The organism is Bifidobacterium phasiani (genome assembly GCF_019331775.1).
GTDB lineage: Bacteria > Actinomycetota > Actinomycetes > Actinomycetales > Bifidobacteriaceae > Bifidobacterium > Bifidobacterium phasiani.
The window spans coordinates 1-15499 of the sequence record NZ_JAHBBD010000017.1 but is presented as its reverse complement, the minus strand read 5'-3'; the positions used below and the strand labels follow the sequence as shown (position 1 = coordinate 15499).

The window sequence follows — 15499 nt, the reverse complement described above, 5'->3', positions numbered from 1 at the left end:
GTGGTCACCTGCTGAGATTGCCGTGATTTCGCGGTTTTCCGCACTAGACTGGGTTCATGGATGATTTCGAGTACGAACGTCGGTTCTTCTGCCGCGAGATGCCGTCGCAGCTCGATGACGGCGACGCGCCGACGCTGATCGTGCAGAGCTACTACGTGCACTCGGGCAACTACGCGCTGCGGGTCCGTCTGCAGACCCGCGCGGTGCGCGAGCCGATGACCGTCGACACCAACCCGCTCGACGTGCTCGCCCGGCACCAGGACGCGTTCCGTCAGGCGTCGGTCACGGTCAAGGGCCCGTCCGTGGGCGGCACCCGTTACGAGGCCGAGCGCGAGATCGACGCGCGCATCGCGGCGGAGCTCGTCAGGCGCGGCGGCGAGGTGATCGTCAAGAACCGCTTCTCGGCGTGGATCGGCGAGGACGGCTGGAGCATCGACGTGTTCGGCGGGCCGAACGCGCCGCTGGTCATCGCGGAGGCCGAGCGCAGCGGCCCGGTGACGAACCTGATGATCCCATCGTTCTGCGTCACCGAGGTGACCGACCAGCCGCGGTTCTCGAACGACGGCCTGGCCGCGAACCCGTACTCGCTGTGGCAGGACGAGTTCGAGCGCGAGCTGGCCGAGCAGGGCCCCAGGTTCGAGCAGATCTTCGGCACCAACCGCATGCGCTTCGGCGCGCGCTGACCGCGTCGGCGGCCCGGCTGCGGCCCGGCAACGCCCGGGGCGGCGGCCTGCGCGCGGTTCCGGCGCCGGCGCATCCATGCGGCCGTCCCCCAACGCCCGGATCAACCCCGGGACAGGCTCGGGCCAAGCCGGGCTGCGTCCGCCGACGGTCGGCGTCCGGACGCCTTTCCGGGGCGTCAGAACATCAGTGCAAATATCAGCACATCAGTACATCAGCGTGGCCAGACGGCGCCGGGCGCGCTTGAGCCGCTCGTCCGACGGATCGGGGATCGCGAAGTATTCCAGCAGACGCACGCGGATCGTCTCCGTCTGGTCGCGGTGCCCGGCCGACAGGTAGTCCAGCAGGCGGTCGAACGCGTCCTGGATCTGGCCGCCGATCATGTCGACGTCGGCGACGGCGAGCTGCGCGTCCAGGTCGTCGGGCCTGGCCGCGGCGAGCGCGCGCACCTCGCGGACGTCGGCGTTCGCGGAGCGGGCGAGCAGCAGCGCCTTGGCGCGTTCGCGCGCGGCGAGGGCGTCGTTCGGGTCGGCCTCCAGCACCTTGCCGTACGCCTCGGCGGCGCCGGCGTAGTCGCCCTGCATCGCCAGCGCGTGCGCCTCCTCGTGCGCGGGCGGCACCGCGGGCTCCGTCTCCTCCTGCGCCTGCGGGTCGCCGGAGTACGGCGCGGTGCCGGTGACGCCGGCCTGCTGCGCGATCTGCACGATCCGCGGCAGCAGCTCGTCCACGATCTGGTCCAGCTCCGCGTCGGAGGGCAGCCCCTGCAGCACCGGCATCGGGCGGCCGCCGATCAGCGCGAACAGCGCGGGCGCGCCCTGCACCTGGAACGCCTGGGCGATGGACGGGTTCGCCGCGATGTCGATGCGCGACAGCTGCAGCTGGCCGTTCATCGCGTTCACGGCGTCGCCGAGGCGCCGGGCCATCGCGAACAGGCGGTCGTCGGTCGGCACCCACAGCAGCAGCAGGATCGGGAACGTGGCGGAGGTCTGCACCATCGACTGGAACGTGCCCTCGGTGGTGTCGATCACGTAGCCGGTCGCCGCGGGCGCACCGCCCGCCTGCCCCGGCTCGGCCTTGACCTGGTGCTTGAGCGATTCGAGATCCACCGCCCCGGCGAGCGAGACCCCCGGGTTGAACTGCTGCTGACGACCTGCCATGTTGCCTCCCATTCGACTCGATGCTGTCTCACAACTTACACCGTCCGCCCCGCCAGCGCGCCGGGGTTTCCCTCAGGCCGAACCCGGCGCGACGGTTCCGCCGGGCTCGTCGGGGCGCACCGGGCATGTCTCTGCGGCGCGCCGGCGGCCCTGCAGCCCCCGCGGCCTTACAGCGCCTCGACGCTGATCGGCTGGCGCTCGGCGCCCACGGCCACGATCTGCTCGCCGGAATCGGCCGGCGGGATGTACAGCGCCACGACGTTCACGTAGGTGACGTGCATCGTGCTGGTCGCGGTGCCGTCGCCGAACAGCGCCTGCTCGGCGTCCGACGCCGGCAGCGACTGCCGGCCGTCGCCCGCGGCCCTGGTCCAGTCGGAGTTGATCTGCGCGACGACGAGGTCGCCGCCGTCGCTGGAGCGCATCACCTTGATCGTGTCGGTCACCGGCGTGAAGGTCTGCTGCTGGGTGCCGTTGTTGCGCTCCATGCCCTCCTGGACGGTCTGCGACAGCGTGGTCAGGTACTGGCGCAGCGAATCGTCGGCGAACTGGCCGGCGTACTCGCTGTTCGCGCCGTTCTGCAGCACGTCGGCGTAGCGCTCGACGGCCTCCTGCGGCGTGGCCACCAGGCCCTCGTCGCCCGCGGTGCCCATCGACGAGCCGATGGAGGGGATCGTGAAGCTGGGCAGCTCCGTGCCCGGGAACAGCCGCACCACGCCCCACAGCTTGTAGTTCTGCCGCGGCGAGTCCTGGGTGAACACGAGCAGGCGCATCGACTGCTGGTCCTCGGTCGTGGTGGTGATCGAGTACACGACCCGCGGCCACCCCGAATCGGTGGGGATCACCGTCTGCTCGATCTCGCCCGGGATCGTGGCCAGCGGGTCCATCGCGCCGGTCGACCGGGCGACCGTGATCCTGCTGGTGTGCACGTCGAGCATCGGCCCGGTGAGCACGGAGGACAGCCCGTCGGCGCTGAGGTCGGCGATCGACTGGTTGTAAGCGTCGAGGATGGCGCTGCGCATCCGCTGCTCCTGGTCCTCGGTGAGGTCGGGCAGGACGTCCACGTTCGACGCGGCGGCCTGGGGCTCGGGCACCTGGCCCTCGCACGCGCCCAGCCCGCAGGCCAGCGCGACGGCCAGTGCGGCGGCGGCGATTCTGGTGGCTCGGGTGCGCATGCTCACTCCTCCTCCTTGGTCCCGTCGCCGGCGGCGGATTCGGCGGACTCCTGGGCGAAGCGCGCGAAGTACGCGGCCAGCTCGTCCTGCGAGATCACCGAGGTGCTCGCCTCGGCGACGTCGTCCGCCGAATCGGTCCCGGCGGGCGAATCGCCGGGCGTGGTCACGCCGGCGGCGGCGAAGATGTCGGCGGGTTCGTCGGCGGCGGGGGCGCCCGACCGGGCGGCCTGGTCGGCGACCAGGTTCCTGGCGGCGGGGTCGATGATCAGCGGCGACGACGTGCCGGCCCGCTCGTCCGGTGTCTCGGACGCGCTCTCGGCGCTCTCGGCGGCGGGCGTCGCCTGGCCCCCGCCGTGACGTGCGTGCCGACGGCGGCGGCGCGGGCGGGCCGCGGCGACGGCGGCCGTGCCGGCACCGGCGGCGGCACCGACGGTTCCGGCGCCCTCGGCACCCTCGACGGCGGCCTCGGCGACGGCGGACTCGGCGGTACCATCGGCCCCGCCGGCCGCACCGGCGACGGCGGCGCGCTTGCGGCGGCGCTGCGGCGACATCGCGAACACGGTGGCGGACAGCACCGCCAGCACCACGCAGATGCCGCCGGCGAAGTAGAACGGCATCGCGAAGTCGGGGACGCTCTGGCGGATCCAGTGCATCGAGACGTCGGCGTCGGCGTCGTCCGCGCCGAGGTCGACCAGCGCCACCTGCGAGGAGTCCTCGTCGGTCACGTCGACGCTCACGGCGCCGTCGCCGCACTGCACGCTGGTCCACATGTCCGAGTCGGCGAACGCCACGTCGCCCTCGCCGGCGAGGCTCTCGCCCTGCGCGGCGGCCCGGGAGGTGGACAGCGCGGTCCAGTCGCTCATGCCGGTGACGCGCACGTACGGGTTGCCGGACACCCAGCCGGTCACGTCCTTCGCCGACCCGACGGCCACGCATACCGACACGGCGTCGTCCGCGCCGTCGACGCTCAGGCTCACGCGGTCGTCGACCAGCCCCAGCACGCCGGGGTCGGTGACGATGTACCGGGTGCCGCTCACCTCGGCGTTCGCGGTGATGTCGGTGCTGGGCCTCCAGATGGTGGCGTTCAGCACGCCGAGCACGATGCACGCCACGGCGATCAGCCCGAACACAGGCGTGACTACGCCGCGCATGATCTTCGCATGGCGGGTCGGACCGGTCTGAGCCTGCGGCTCCTCATGTTCGAGTTCTTCAACAGTCATAGCACCTGACATTCTACAGTCTCGCCCTTGGCCTCGCATCAGCCTGCCGAAAATCAGGGTCGGGCGCTACGCTGGTGCGCATGCGTACCATGACGAACCACCCGTTCGCGGCGAGGGTGATCGCCGCATGCTGTTCCCTCGCCCTGTGCTGCGGCCTGGCCGCCTGCGGCGACTCGAACGCCTCCGACTCCAAGCTCGACGACGTCAACCAGATCCCCGGCCTGACCGCCGAGGGCGAGCCCGGCGAGAAGCCGACGATCTCCTTCCACGCCCCGATGACCGTCGAGGACGGCGCCTACGCGATCCTGCAGAAGGGCAACGGCGACGCGGTCGAGATCGGCGACCGCGTGTGCGCCCAGTACGTCGCCGTCAACACGCAGGACGGCTCCGAGATGCTGAGCACCTGGGAGGACGACACCCCCGACTGCTCGATCCTCGTCACGCAGGACAACATCGACTCCTCCGCGCTGTACGAGCTCATCGCCCGGCAGCGGATCAACGCGACCTTCGCCGTCGGCGTGAACGACAGCGACGCCTCGTACATCATGGCGCTGACGCTGGTCTCCAAGTCGCAGGACTACACGCGCGCCACCGGCGAGCCCGTCGCCGACGTCCCGGCCGACCTGCCGATCGTCACGCTCGACGAGGACGGCAAGCCCTCGATCGACATGAACGGCCAGGGCGACGTGGACGAGCTCGTGGTCCAGCCGCTGATCAAGGGCGACGGCGCGGTCGTCGAGTCCGACGACACGGTGCGCGCCCACTACACCGGCTGGCTGCTCGACGGCACGCAGTTCGACTCCTCGTGGGACCGCGGCGAGCCGTCCGACTTCGCGCTGTCCGACGTCATCGCCGGCTGGCAGGAGGGTCTGGCCGGCCAGACCGTCGGCTCGCAGGTGCTGCTGGTCGTCCCCCCGGACAAGGGCTACGGCTCGTCCGGTTCGGGCGACACGATCCCGGGCGACGCGACGCTCGTGTTCGTCGTCGACATCCTCGCGGCGTACTGACGCCGCCGAACGGGTCCGCCCGCGCGGGCCGCGCACGGGCATGGGCCCGCACCGACGACAGGGGCGGCCGTCCGATTCTCCGGACGGCCGCCCCTGTCGCGTATATGGCCGTTATATTATCCGCGCCGCGGCGCCGCGCTCAGAACAGCCGCAGCTCGTCGGATTCGGCGCCCTTCATCTCGTCGTAGTCGAGCAGCAGGCATTCGAAGCCGCGGTCCTGCGCCAGCACGCGGGCCTGCGGCGTGATCGTCTGCGCGGCGAAGATGCCGCGCACCGGGGCCAGCAGCGGGTCGCGGTTGAGCAGCTCGCAGTAGCGGGTCAGCTGCTCGACGCCGTCGATGCCGCCGTGGCGCTTGATCTCGATGGCCACATGCGTGCCGTCGGCGTCGACGGCCATGATGTCCACCGGGCCGATGGCGGTCGGGTACTCGCGGCGCACGAGCTTGGCGCCCTCGCCGATGCGCTCGATCTGCTCGGCGAGATAGCGCTGCAGGTGGTCCTCCACGCCGTCCTTGACCAGGCCGGGGTCCTCGCCCAGGTCGTAGGTCTCGTCGCTGTAGATGCGCCGGATCGTCACCTCCAGGATGTCGCTCGACTTGTCGGCGCTCACGCGCAGCACCATGCACGGCGGCTCGCCGTCCGCACCCTCGTCCGACCCCCCGGCGTCGTCCGCGCCGGCGTCCGCCGGGTCGATCTCGCGGATCGTGCACGGCGCCGCCATCCAGTTCAGCGGCTTGTACGAGCCCAGCTCGGAGAAGATGAGCACGCTGTTGTCGGCCTTGATGAGCAGCACGCGCCGGGCCGGCGGCAGCGAGGCGTTGAGACGGCCGGAGTATTCGGCGGAGCAATCGGCAACTATGATTCGCACAACCCACCACTATAACCCACCGCCGTCCGCCTATGGAAAAACCGCACGCCCCGATGCCCCGGGACGTGCGGTTGCCGTGATCGCGACGGGTGGCGGGGTCTCAGGCCGAGGCCCCGTCGTCCTCCTGGTCGGCGGCGACGCGCCGCCTGACGTCGCGTCCGCGCTCGACCGCGACGGTGAGCCTGTTCGAGTCGAAGGAGATGAAGCCGTCGCTCACCTCGAACTCGTGGCGCTCGCCCGCCGGGTCGACCACGGTGACGATGCCCTCCTGGAACAGCGTAAGGACCGGCTGGTGATCGGGCAGAATGCCCATCGCGCCCTCATACGCGGGGATGACGACGGACTTCGCCTGCCCTGCCCACACGGGGTGGTCGGCGGCCACGATGTTCACCTGCATGATCGAATCAGCCATCACGCACCATATTCCTTCTGCATGTCGTGCCACTTCTTCTCGAGGTCGTCGATGCCGCCGATGCCTGAGAACGCCTGCTCCGGCACCTCGTCGTAGACGCCGTCGCAGATGCGCGTGAATGCCTCGATGGTCTCCTCGGCCGGCACGTACGAGCCCGGGCGACCGGTGAACTTCTCGGCCACGTAGAAGTTCTGGCCAAGGAACTGCTCGATCTTGCGGGCGCGGTTGACGGTGGTCTTGTCCTCCTCGCCGAGCTCGTCGATGCCGATCAGGGCGATGATGTCCTGCAGCTCCTTGTTGCGCTGCAGGATCGCCTTGACGCGGTTGGCGCAGTCGTAGTGCGCCTGGCCGACGTAGCGCGGGTCGAGGATGCGCGAGGTCGAGGCCAGCGGGTCCACGGCCGGGTAGATGCCCTTCGACGCGATGTCTCGCGACAGCTCGGTGGTCGCGTCGAGGTGGGCGAAGGTCGTGGCCGGCGCCGGGTCGGTGTAGTCGTCGGCGGGCACGTAGATCGCCTGCAGCGAGGTGATCGAGTGGCCGCGCGTCGAGGTGATGCGCTCCTGCAGCGAACCCATCTCGTCGGCGAGGTTCGGCTGGTAGCCCACGGCGGACGGCATGCGGCCGAGCAGCGTGGAAACCTCGGAGCCCGCCTGCGTGAAGCGGAAGATGTTGTCGATGAACAGCAGCACGTCCTGGTTCTGCACGTCGCGGAAGTACTCGGCCATCGTCAGCGCGGTCAGCGGCACGCGCAGACGGGTCCCCGGCGGCTCGTCCATCTGGCCGAAGACCAGCGCGGTCTTCTCCAGGACGCCGGCCTCGTCCATCTCGCCGATCAGGTCGTTGCCCTCGCGGGTGCGCTCGCCGACGCCGGCGAACACGGAGACGCCGCCGTGGTTCTGCGCCACGCGCTGGATCATCTCCTGGATCAGCACGGTCTTGCCGACGCCGGCGCCGCCGAACAGGCCGATCTTGCCGCCCTGCACGTACGGGGTCAGCAGGTCGATGACCTTGATGCCGGTCTCGAACATCTGGGTCTTGGACTCCAGCTGGTCGAACGCCGGCGGGTTGCGGTGGATCGGCCAGCGCTCGGTCACGGTGATCGTCTCGCCGGGCTTGGCGTTGAGGATGTTGCCCGAGACGTCGAAGACGTGGCCCTTGGTCACGTCGCCGACCGGGACCTTGATCGGGCCGCCGGTGTCGGTGACGGTGGCGCCGCGCACCAGGCCGTCGGTCGGCTTCAGGGCGACGGCGCGCACGGTGGAGTCGCCGAGGTGCTGCTCGACCTCCAGCGTGATCTCGTGCGAGCTCTCGCCCTCCGTGCTGCCCACATTGGTGATGTCCACCTTGAGTGCGTTGTAGATGTCAGGCAGGTGGCCCACCGGGAACTCGACGTCGATGACCGAACCCTGGATGCGCGTCACGCGTCCGGTGATCGGCGGCATGGCCGTCGTGTCCTGGGGAGCCGCTGTGGTCTGCTTCTCAGCCATTTCGCGTTCCTACTCTTCCTCTGTGTTCAGCGCATCGGCGCTGCCGATGATTTCGGTGAGTTCCTGGGTGATCGAGGCCTGTCGCGAGGCGTTGAGCTTGCGGGTCAGGTCCTCGATCAGCTTGCGTGCGTTGTCGGTGGCGGTGTGCATCGCGTTCTGCCGGCTCGCGGTCTCCGAGGCGGCCGCCTCGAGCAGGCACTCGTGGATGCGCGAGCGGATGTACTTCGGCAGGACGACGTCGAGCACCTCCTGCAGGCTCGGCTCGAACATGTACAGCGGCGAGACGTCCTGCACGGACGCGCCCGGGTCGCCGCCCACGGCCGTCTCGCCCGGGACCAGCTCCACCGGCAGCATGCGCAGCACGCGCACCTTCTGCACGACCATGTTGATGAACTCGGTGTAGACGATGTACAGCTCCGAGACGCCGCCTTCGTCCGCCGGCTTCATGTAGGCGTCCATCAGCGCGTTCGAGATGGCGTCGGCGATCTCGACGCCGGGCTTGTCGGTGTCGCCCTCCCACGTCCGCGCGACGTCGCGGTTGCGGTACTTGTAGTACGTCACCCCGCGGCGCCCGTACACGTAGAGCTCGGGCCGCCTGCCCGCGGCGTCGAGCCGGGCGAGCAGCGACTCGGTCTCGCGGATGATCGAGGACGTGTACGCGCCGGCCATGCCGCGGTCCGACGTGAGCGCAAGGACGGCGACCCGGGGGTTGTTCTCCTCCTTGCGCACGATCGGATGCGTGATATGGGCGTGGGCGACGACCGCCTGCACGGCATCGAAGATCGCATCAGCGTACGGCTTCGAATCCATCGCGACCTTGCGGGCCCTGGCGATGTGCGAAGACGCGATCATCTCCTGCGCGTTGAAGATCTTCTCCAGCGACGCGGTGGAGGCAATCCTTGACTTGAATGCGAGCTGCGATCCCATGCTTACTTCTTCTCCCCTGCCATCGGATGCTTGCCGGGATCGTGCTCGGGACGCTCGGCGTTGGCGACGATGCGCTCCTGCTCGACCGGGGTCGGCGCGGCGGGCGCGGGCCTCTTCTCGATCAGCGGCTTGCCGGCGCCGGTGACGAACGTGGCGCGGAAGTCCTCGACCGCCTTATCGAGCGCCTGCTCGGTCTCGGCCGTGAAGTCCTCGGTCTCGCGGATCGTCTTCAGGATGTCCGTGTTGTGGTCGAGGTAGTCCAGCAGACCACGCTCGAACGGCAGCACGTCGGACAGCTCGAGGTCGTCGAGCTTGCCGTGCGTGCCGGCCCACACCGACACGACCTCCTGCTCCATCGAGTACGGCGAGAACTGCGGCTGCTTGAGCAGCTCGGTCAGGTGCGCGCCTCGCGTCAGCTGCGCCTTCGACGCGGCGTCCAGGTCGGACGCGAACATCGCGAAGGACTCCAGCGAACGGTACTGGGCCAGCGAGATCTTCAGCGTGCCGGAGACCTTCTTGAGCGCCTTGGTCTGCGCGGCGCCGCCGACTCGGGACACCGAGATGCCGACGTCCACGGCCGGGCGCTGGTTCGCGTTGAACAGGTCGGACTGCAGGAAGATCTGGCCGTCGGTGATGGAGATCACGTTGGTCGGGATGTACGCGGAGACGTCGTTCGCCCTGGTCTCGATGATCGGCAGGCCGGTCATCGAGCCGCCGCCCAGATCGTCGGACAGCTTGGCGCAGCGCTCCAGCAGGCGGGAGTGCAGGTAGAACACGTCGCCCGGGTAGGCCTCGCGCCCCGGCGGGCGGCGCAGCAGCAGCGAGATCGAACGGTACGCCTCGGCCTGCTTGGACAGGTCGTCGAACACGATGAGCACGTGCTTGCCGTTGTACATCCAGTGCTGGCCGATGGCCGAGCCGGTGTACGGGGCGATGTACTTGAAGCCGGCGGAGTCGGAGGCCGGGGACGCGACGATCGTCGTGTACTCCATCGCGCCGGACTCCTCCAGGCTCTGGCGCACCGAGGCGATGGTCGAGCCCTTCTGGCCGACGGCCACGTAGATGCAGCGGACCTGCTTCTTCGGGTCGCCGCTCTCCCAGTTCGCCTTCTGGTTGATGATCGTGTCGATCGCGATGGCGGTCTTGCCGGTCTGGCGGTCGCCGATGATGAGCTGGCGCTGGCCGCGGCCGATCGGCGTCATCGCGTCGATGGCCTTCAGGCCGGTGGACAGCGGCTCGTCGACCGGGTGGCGGTGCATCACGTCGGGCGCCTGGGCCTCGAGGATGCGCCGGCCCTCGCACTTGATCTCGCCGAGGCCGTCGATCGGGTTGCCCAGCGGGTCCACGACGCGGCCGAGGTAGCCGTCGCCGACCGGGACCGAAAGCACCTCGCCGGTGCGGCGGACCTCCTGGCCCTCCTCGATGCCTGCGAAGTCGCCGAGGATGACCACGCCGATCTCGCGGGCGTCAAGGTTGAACGCCAGGCCGAGCGTGCCGTCCTCGAAGGTCAGCAGCTCGTTGGCCATGCAACCAGGCAGTCCCGTCACGTGCGCGATGCCGTCGCCGGCCGTGGCTACGAAGCCCACCTCCTGGGTGGGCGTATCCGACGGCTTGTACGACTCGACGAATTCCTCGAGCGCATCGCGGATCGCGGCGGGATCAATGGTCAGTTCTGCCATGATCACTCCTTATTGGTTTGTTGATGACTGGTAAGTCTGTGGTGGGCTCAGGCCTGCACGAGCCGCTGCAGCTGCTGCAGCTGCGCGACCACCGTGTTGTCGGTGACCTCGTCGCCGTGCTGGATGCGCATGCCGCCGATGACCGACGGATCGACCACGGAGTTGATGTGCACCGGGCGGCCGAGCTTCCTGGTGTAGAGCGCGATGAGCTTCTCGATCTGCTCCTGCGTCAGCGGGGCGGCCGTGGTCACGGTGACCATCGACTCGCCCATGTGGCGCGAGAACTTGTTGATCAGCCACTGGATGGTCGTCAGGTACCTGCGGTTGCGCGGGTTGCACGCCGCGTGCTCGGCCAGGCGGTAGGTGACCTTGTTCAGGCCCCGGCCCTCGAGCAGCCGGCGGGCCAGCTCGACGCGCGCCTGCGACGGGACCTTGGGGTCGCCCAGGCCCGAGCGCACGACGGGCAGGTTGAGCAGGGCGGAGTGCAGCTCCGCCAGCTCGATCGACACCTGCAGCGTGGCGTCGGTGGCGTCCGCGTAGTACATCATGCCGTCCACGCCGAAGTCCTCGACGGCGTTGGCGATGTCGGAGACGCGGCTCCACTTGCGCCCCACCAGGTCGGTGAGGATCTCCATCGTCATCTCATGGGACTGGCCGCCGATGAGCCTGTCGAGCAGGGCGACCTTGTCCTCGACCGGGCGCGAGGGATCGGTGAGGGCGCGCTCGAGCCGGATGTTGTTGTCGAGCACGTTGGTCACCGAGAACAGCTCGTTGCCGATGCGCCAGGCCTCCTCGCGGGTGTCCCGCAGCCTGGGGGCCATCGAGTCGCGCGACACGCGGTCAGCGATGCGCGATGCCTCTCCTCGCATTGGTCACCTCCCTTTCCTTGGCCTCGTGTGAACGGGGCACTGTCGGTCACTTCCCGTCGCCGTCGCCGTCCATGTCGGCGATCATCTGGTCGATCATCGAGGCCTGCACGGCGCCGTCCTCGAGCTTGGCGCCCAGGATCTTGCCGGCGAGCGCGGTCGCCAGCGTGCCGACCTCGCCCTTCAGGCTCACCAGGGCCTGCTGCTGCTGCGATTCGATCGAACGCTGCGCGTTGGCGGTGATCTGCGCCGCATCGGTTTCGGCGCGGGACCGGGCGTCGGCGATGATGTGCGACGCCTCGGCACGGGCGTCGTCGCGGATCTTGGACGCCTCGACGCGGGCCGTGCTCAGCCGCTCCTCATACTTGCGCTTCGCCTCGTCCGCTTCCTTCCGCGCCTGCTCGGCCTTGGCGATGCCGCCCTCGATCCTGGCGGAACGCTCGTCGAACACCTTCTGGAACCGGGGCAGCACCACCTTGTAGAACACCGCCGCGATGACGACGAGAATGACCAATGACCACACGATGTCATACGTCTCGGGCAGGAACAGGTCGATCCCGCCTTCAGCAAGTGGCTTCATGGACTTCTCCTTTCCGATGCGTGATGAGGGTCACGGATGATCCGGGACGGATCACAGAGCCACCATCACGAAGGCGACGAAGCCCAGCAGGCCCAGGAGCTCGATCAGGGCGGCGCCGATCAGCATCAGCGTCTGCAGGCGGCCGGCGACCTCCGGCTGGCGGGCGGTGCCCTCCAGCGCCTTGCCGACCACGATGCCCAGGCCGATGCCGGGGCCCAGCGCGGCCAGGCCGTAGCCCAGAATGCTGATGTTTCCAGCCACTTCGGCGAGAGTGATGATATCCATGAGTTGTCCTTTCTTACCGAAATCGACATTCCGGACGACTCCGTACTTCGGAGCCGCAAATCCTATGGGATGCTGCCGGCTACTCGTTCTCCGGGTAGCTCTGGTTGATGTACGCGGTCGACAGGATCGCGAACACGTACGCCTGCAGCGCGGCGACGAACATCTCGAACAGCGTGAAGATCAGGCCGCCGACCAGCCACAGGCATCCGGGCAGCGCGAGGATCTTGTCGGCCGACTCGACGATGTAGAACTGCGTGAACGCCAGGCAGGTGGCGAGCAGCAGATGGCCCGCGATCATGTTGGCGAACAGTCGGATCGTCAGCGACAGCGGCCGGATCAGCACCAGCTCGAGCAGCTGGATCGGGGTGAGGATGATGTAGATCGGCCACGGCACGCCCGCGGGGAACAGCTCCTCCTTGAGGAAGGGGCCGAGGCCCTTCTCCCGGATGCCGGCGATCCAGTACTGGCAGAACGTCCAGATCGCGAAGACCAGCGGCATCGTGATCGTGGCGGTCGCCGCGATGTTCATGCCGGGGATGACGCCGCACAGGTTGAACACGAAGATCGTGAGGAACAGCGTCGTGATCATCGGGACGTAGCGCCTGCCGCGCAGCTCGCCCATGATCTGGTACACGATGTTGTCGCGGATGAACTCCAGCACCCACTCGACGGCCGACTGCCAGCGGCCGGGCACGACCTTGGCGCGGTACGCGGTCACGACCATGACGGCGAGCAGCACCGCGGTGGCGATGAGCCGGACGAGAATGATGCGGTTGATCGCGAAGGGGGTGCCTTCGAAGAGTATCTCCGGAGGCAGGAAGTCCTCGACCGAGGGCAGATGCGGCCCCGATTCGGCCGCCAGCACCAGCGTGCCCCATGCACCCATATTCACACCTCCTGCTTCGCTTGATGCTGTCAGTTTAGCCCACCAGCATGCGCGAATGTGACGTTTCGGTTACCGGCCCGCACCTCGTCTGCGGCCCTGCGGACATGGCGGGGCGCACGCGGCGGGGAGCATGGGGCAACCGAATGGCTGGATACGCATCCTACCACCGTCGTGGACATGCCGGTATGACCGACCCCTCGTCGCGTCGGCCGGGCCCAGGTTATCTAACAATAGCTCGATAAACCGCACGGCTCAACGTGTGGAGGCCCGCGTCGCGCCGCCCGTCCGGGCGCGCCACGACGCCCCCGACGGCCCCATGACGCGCGACACACCGAGACGCGCGGCCGGTCGCCGGCCCGGGTCCGGCGACCGGACGGAGCGGGGCGCGGGCGGGGCCGCCGGCGCGGCGCGCAGGACACGGCGCCGTAACACGGCATCTCACATAGTGGGCAGGCCGGCGGGAGCGGAGGTCAGGCGGGGATCACGCCGTACCCGTCGCGCAGGAACGGCCCGAACCCGTCGCGGCGCGGCGAACCGGGCTCGTGCCGGATCGAGCGGTCGGTGCCCAGCCGCTTCTCGGCGCGCAGCCGCGGCACCTCGGTCAGGTCGTACGGCGTGGTCTGGTACACCCAGTTCAGCCAGTTGCGCCACAGCAGGTTCGCGTGGGCCCGCCACGAGAACAGCGGCTCCAGCGACGGGTCGTCGTGCGGGAAGTAGTTGCACGGGAACGGCACGTTCGTCAGGCCCCGGCCCATGTCGCGCTCGTACTCCTCGGCGAGCGTGTACTTGCCGTACTCCCAATGGCCCAGCGCGAACACCTCGGAGAAGTCGCGCGTGGCGATGAGCCCCGGACCGGACCGCGGCCCCCAGGTGAGCACCTGGAGGTCGGGGTTGGCCGCGACGTCCGCCTCGTCGACGCCGGCGATCCTGGAATGGGGCTGCAGGGCGATCTCGTCGAAGCCGTTGGTCAGGAAGCAGTACTCGTCCTGCAGGTACTGCGGGAACACGCCGAACAGCTTCTCCGGCAGGTCGACCTTGCGCACGCCGTACCGGTCGTGCAGCGCGGCCATCGCGCCCCAGCACAGGTACATGGTCGAGAACACGTGCGAGCCGGCCCAGTCGAGGATCGCCCGGAACTCGTCCCAGTAGTCCACCTGCTCGAAGGCCAGGTGCTCCACGGGCGCGCCGGTCACCACGAAGCCGTCGTAGTAGTTGTCGCGGAACGCGTCGAGGGTCTCGTAGAACTTGACCAGATGGTCGGCGCTGACGTGCGTGGACTCGTGCGTCGAGGTCGTCATGAAGTCGATCTCGACCTGCAGGGGCGACTTCGAGATCAGGCGGAGCAGCTGCGTCTCCGTCTCGATCTTCTTGGGCATGAGGTTCAGGATCACCAGCCGGAGCGGGCGCACGCGCTGGCGCTCCGCCTCGGGCTTCTCCAACGCGAAGATGCGTTCGGAATCGAGTATGTCTCTGGCCGGCAGGCCGCTGGGGATCTTGATAGGCATGACACCCATTATGGCAAACCGCCGCCGGGGCGGCCGACGGCGGCCCACCGGAGCGACACGCCGATTTGACTTTTGGGAAACTCCTCTTAAGCTATGGAGAGCTGTTTGAAACAGCCGACGCGGGGTGGAGCAGCTCGGTAGCTCGCTGGGCTCATAACCCAGAGGTCCATGGTTCAAATCCATGCCCCGCTACCAACGCCTCGGGCTTCACATGAAAGAAGCCCGAGGCTTTTTCTATATCCACAAGATTCCACATGGTCCGGCCAGTGAACTTGGCCGACATGCTCGCACTGGTGATACCAAGCGCATTGGCTAAATCTTTTTGCTGAAGTCCGTTAGCGGCCAATGCAACTCTCATGTTTTTGGTTACCGTTGACTGTAGTTGAGTTCTTTCCATACTTCACAGATTAGCATATAACTAAATAATTCATCAAAAGAAACGCTCACGATTTGCAAAACAGACTAGTTCATGATACTTGTTTCAAACATGAGTGTTAAGTTTGAAACTAATTCTTTTAGTCGAATCAAGGTCTTACTAACGCTAAGAGGATTACGACAAATAGACGCAGCTCGGAAGCTGGGAATCTCCAGTGCGTCGTTCTCCGACAAGCTCAAGGGTGATATCCGTTTCAGCGCGGACGAGATCGCCAAGCTGGCCGACCTGTTCGGCGTGTCCACGGACGTGCTGCTCGGCCGTGAACCACTGGAGGTGGTGTGATGTTGGTGCTTGACCGCCAGAACGGCAAGGTGGCCGTGGCGTCGGCGAC

Annotated in this window: 16 protein-coding genes and 1 tRNA gene; 4 read left to right on the top strand and 13 right to left on the bottom strand. The window is 68.1% G+C overall.

Annotated elements, in window-relative coordinates; all coding sequences use genetic code 11:
- Positions 1 to 56: 56 nt before the first annotated feature.
- The gene (locus tag KIH73_RS07640) at positions 57 to 683 is read left to right on the top strand and encodes a CYTH domain-containing protein (RefSeq protein ID WP_219082185.1); all 627 of its coding nucleotides are present in this window, start codon (positions 57 to 59) and stop codon (positions 681 to 683) included.
- Between the two features lie 204 nt (positions 684 to 887).
- On the opposite strand, the gene KIH73_RS07635 is transcribed toward KIH73_RS07640, so the two are convergent.
- The 3 genes from KIH73_RS07635 to KIH73_RS07625 all read right to left on the bottom strand — a co-directional run bounded on the left by KIH73_RS07635 (position 888) and on the right by KIH73_RS07625 (position 4230).
- Positions 888 to 1838 (bottom strand): tetratricopeptide repeat protein, encoded by a 951-nt coding sequence (locus KIH73_RS07635; protein ID WP_219082184.1) that lies wholly within the window; start codon positions 1836 to 1838, stop codon positions 888 to 890.
- A 167-nt stretch (positions 1839 to 2005) separates the two neighbouring features.
- Entirely contained in the window at positions 2006 to 3010 is a 1005-nt protein-coding gene (locus KIH73_RS07630; protein ID WP_219082252.1) for a DUF8094 domain-containing protein, read from the bottom strand.
- A gap of 2 nt (positions 3011 to 3012) precedes the next feature.
- Positions 3013 to 4230, bottom strand: a complete 1218-nt coding sequence (locus KIH73_RS07625; protein WP_236022658.1) for a hypothetical protein — start codon at positions 4228 to 4230, stop codon at positions 3013 to 3015.
- An 80-nt stretch (positions 4231 to 4310) separates the two neighbouring features.
- Here KIH73_RS07625 and KIH73_RS07620 point away from each other — a divergent pair, with 80 nt between their 5' ends.
- Entirely contained in the window at positions 4311 to 5237 is a 927-nt protein-coding gene (locus KIH73_RS07620; protein ID WP_219082180.1) for an FKBP-type peptidyl-prolyl cis-trans isomerase, read from the top strand.
- Between the two features lie 139 nt (positions 5238 to 5376).
- Here KIH73_RS07620 and nucS read toward each other — a convergent pair whose 3' ends face one another.
- The 10 genes from nucS to KIH73_RS07570 all read right to left on the bottom strand — a co-directional run bounded on the left by nucS (position 5377) and on the right by KIH73_RS07570 (position 14732).
- Positions 5377 to 6105 carry an endonuclease NucS gene (nucS, locus tag KIH73_RS07615; RefSeq protein WP_219082178.1) on the bottom strand — a complete coding sequence of 243 codons (729 nt, stop codon included), beginning with the start codon at positions 6103 to 6105 and terminating at the stop codon, positions 5377 to 5379.
- Between the two features lie 100 nt (positions 6106 to 6205).
- Positions 6206 to 6517, bottom strand: coding sequence for a F0F1 ATP synthase subunit epsilon (locus KIH73_RS07610; protein WP_219082176.1), 312 nt, complete (start codon positions 6515 to 6517; stop codon positions 6206 to 6208).
- Positions 6517 to 8004 carry a F0F1 ATP synthase subunit beta gene (atpD, locus tag KIH73_RS07605; RefSeq protein WP_219082174.1) on the bottom strand — a complete coding sequence of 496 codons (1488 nt, stop codon included), beginning with the start codon at positions 8002 to 8004 and terminating at the stop codon, positions 6517 to 6519. The genes KIH73_RS07610 and atpD overlap by 1 nt, the downstream gene beginning before the upstream one ends.
- 9 nt (positions 8005 to 8013) lie before the next feature.
- Positions 8014 to 8931 (bottom strand): F0F1 ATP synthase subunit gamma, encoded by a 918-nt coding sequence (locus tag KIH73_RS07600; RefSeq protein ID WP_219082172.1) that lies wholly within the window; start codon positions 8929 to 8931, stop codon positions 8014 to 8016.
- Between the two features lie 2 nt (positions 8932 to 8933).
- Positions 8934 to 10610 (bottom strand): F0F1 ATP synthase subunit alpha, encoded by a 1677-nt coding sequence (gene atpA / locus KIH73_RS07595; RefSeq protein WP_219082170.1) that lies wholly within the window; start codon positions 10608 to 10610, stop codon positions 8934 to 8936.
- 47 nt (positions 10611 to 10657) lie between these two features.
- Positions 10658 to 11479, bottom strand: a complete 822-nt coding sequence (locus KIH73_RS07590) for a F0F1 ATP synthase subunit delta (RefSeq protein ID WP_219082168.1) — start codon at positions 11477 to 11479, stop codon at positions 10658 to 10660.
- A gap of 46 nt (positions 11480 to 11525) precedes the next feature.
- A complete protein-coding gene (locus KIH73_RS07585; protein ID WP_219082166.1) occupies positions 11526 to 12056 on the bottom strand; it encodes a F0F1 ATP synthase subunit B in 531 nt (176 codons plus the stop codon).
- A gap of 51 nt (positions 12057 to 12107) precedes the next feature.
- Positions 12108 to 12341: an ATP synthase F0 subunit C gene (gene atpE / locus KIH73_RS07580; RefSeq protein WP_219082164.1), complete on the bottom strand. Its 234-nt coding sequence runs from the start codon at positions 12339 to 12341 to the stop codon at positions 12108 to 12110.
- Positions 12342 to 12420: 79 nt separating this feature from the next.
- Positions 12421 to 13227 (bottom strand): F0F1 ATP synthase subunit A, encoded by an 807-nt coding sequence (atpB, locus tag KIH73_RS07575; RefSeq protein ID WP_219082250.1) that lies wholly within the window; start codon positions 13225 to 13227, stop codon positions 12421 to 12423.
- Between the two features lie 470 nt (positions 13228 to 13697).
- A complete protein-coding gene (locus tag KIH73_RS07570; RefSeq protein WP_219082162.1) occupies positions 13698 to 14732 on the bottom strand; it encodes a homoserine O-succinyltransferase in 1035 nt (344 codons plus the stop codon).
- A 118-nt stretch (positions 14733 to 14850) separates the two neighbouring features.
- Here KIH73_RS07570 and KIH73_RS07565 point away from each other — a divergent pair.
- Together KIH73_RS07565 and KIH73_RS07555 are read left to right on the top strand one after the other, a co-directional pair.
- Positions 14851 to 14927 (top strand) — tRNA-Met (locus KIH73_RS07565).
- Positions 14928 to 15219: 292 nt separating this feature from the next.
- A complete protein-coding gene (locus KIH73_RS07555) occupies positions 15220 to 15450 on the top strand; it encodes a helix-turn-helix domain-containing protein (protein WP_219082159.1) in 231 nt (76 codons plus the stop codon).
- Positions 15451 to 15499 lie beyond the last annotated feature (49 nt).

Excerpts from the sequence above, each read along its gene's own strand:
- KIH73_RS07640 (WP_219082185.1), top strand. The coding sequence starts at position 57 with ATGGATGATTTCGAGTACGAACGTCGGTTCTTCTGCCGCGAGATGCCG.
- KIH73_RS07635 (WP_219082184.1), bottom strand. The coding sequence starts at position 1,838 with ATGGCAGGTCGTCAGCAGCAGTTCAACCCGGGGGTCTCGCTCGCCGGG.
- KIH73_RS07630 (WP_219082252.1), bottom strand. The coding sequence starts at position 3,010 with ATGCGCACCCGAGCCACCAGAATCGCCGCCGCCGCACTGGCCGTCGCG.
- KIH73_RS07625 (WP_236022658.1), bottom strand. The coding sequence starts at position 4,230 with ATGACTGTTGAAGAACTCGAACATGAGGAGCCGCAGGCTCAGACCGGT.
- KIH73_RS07620 (WP_219082180.1), top strand. The coding sequence starts at position 4,311 with ATGCGTACCATGACGAACCACCCGTTCGCGGCGAGGGTGATCGCCGCA.
- KIH73_RS07610 (WP_219082176.1), bottom strand. The coding sequence starts at position 6,517 with ATGGCTGATTCGATCATGCAGGTGAACATCGTGGCCGCCGACCACCCC.
- atpD (WP_219082174.1), bottom strand. The coding sequence starts at position 8,004 with ATGGCTGAGAAGCAGACCACAGCGGCTCCCCAGGACACGACGGCCATG.
- KIH73_RS07600 (WP_219082172.1), bottom strand. The coding sequence starts at position 8,931 with ATGGGATCGCAGCTCGCATTCAAGTCAAGGATTGCCTCCACCGCGTCG.
- atpA (WP_219082170.1), bottom strand. The coding sequence starts at position 10,610 with ATGGCAGAACTGACCATTGATCCCGCCGCGATCCGCGATGCGCTCGAG.
- KIH73_RS07590 (WP_219082168.1), bottom strand. The coding sequence starts at position 11,479 with ATGCGAGGAGAGGCATCGCGCATCGCTGACCGCGTGTCGCGCGACTCG.
- KIH73_RS07585 (WP_219082166.1), bottom strand. The coding sequence starts at position 12,056 with ATGAAGCCACTTGCTGAAGGCGGGATCGACCTGTTCCTGCCCGAGACG.
- atpE (WP_219082164.1), bottom strand. The coding sequence starts at position 12,341 with ATGGATATCATCACTCTCGCCGAAGTGGCTGGAAACATCAGCATTCTG.
- atpB (WP_219082250.1), bottom strand. The coding sequence starts at position 13,227 with ATGGGTGCATGGGGCACGCTGGTGCTGGCGGCCGAATCGGGGCCGCAT.
- KIH73_RS07570 (WP_219082162.1), bottom strand. The coding sequence starts at position 14,732 with ATGCCTATCAAGATCCCCAGCGGCCTGCCGGCCAGAGACATACTCGAT.
- KIH73_RS07555 (WP_219082159.1), top strand. The coding sequence starts at position 15,220 with ATGAGTGTTAAGTTTGAAACTAATTCTTTTAGTCGAATCAAGGTCTTA.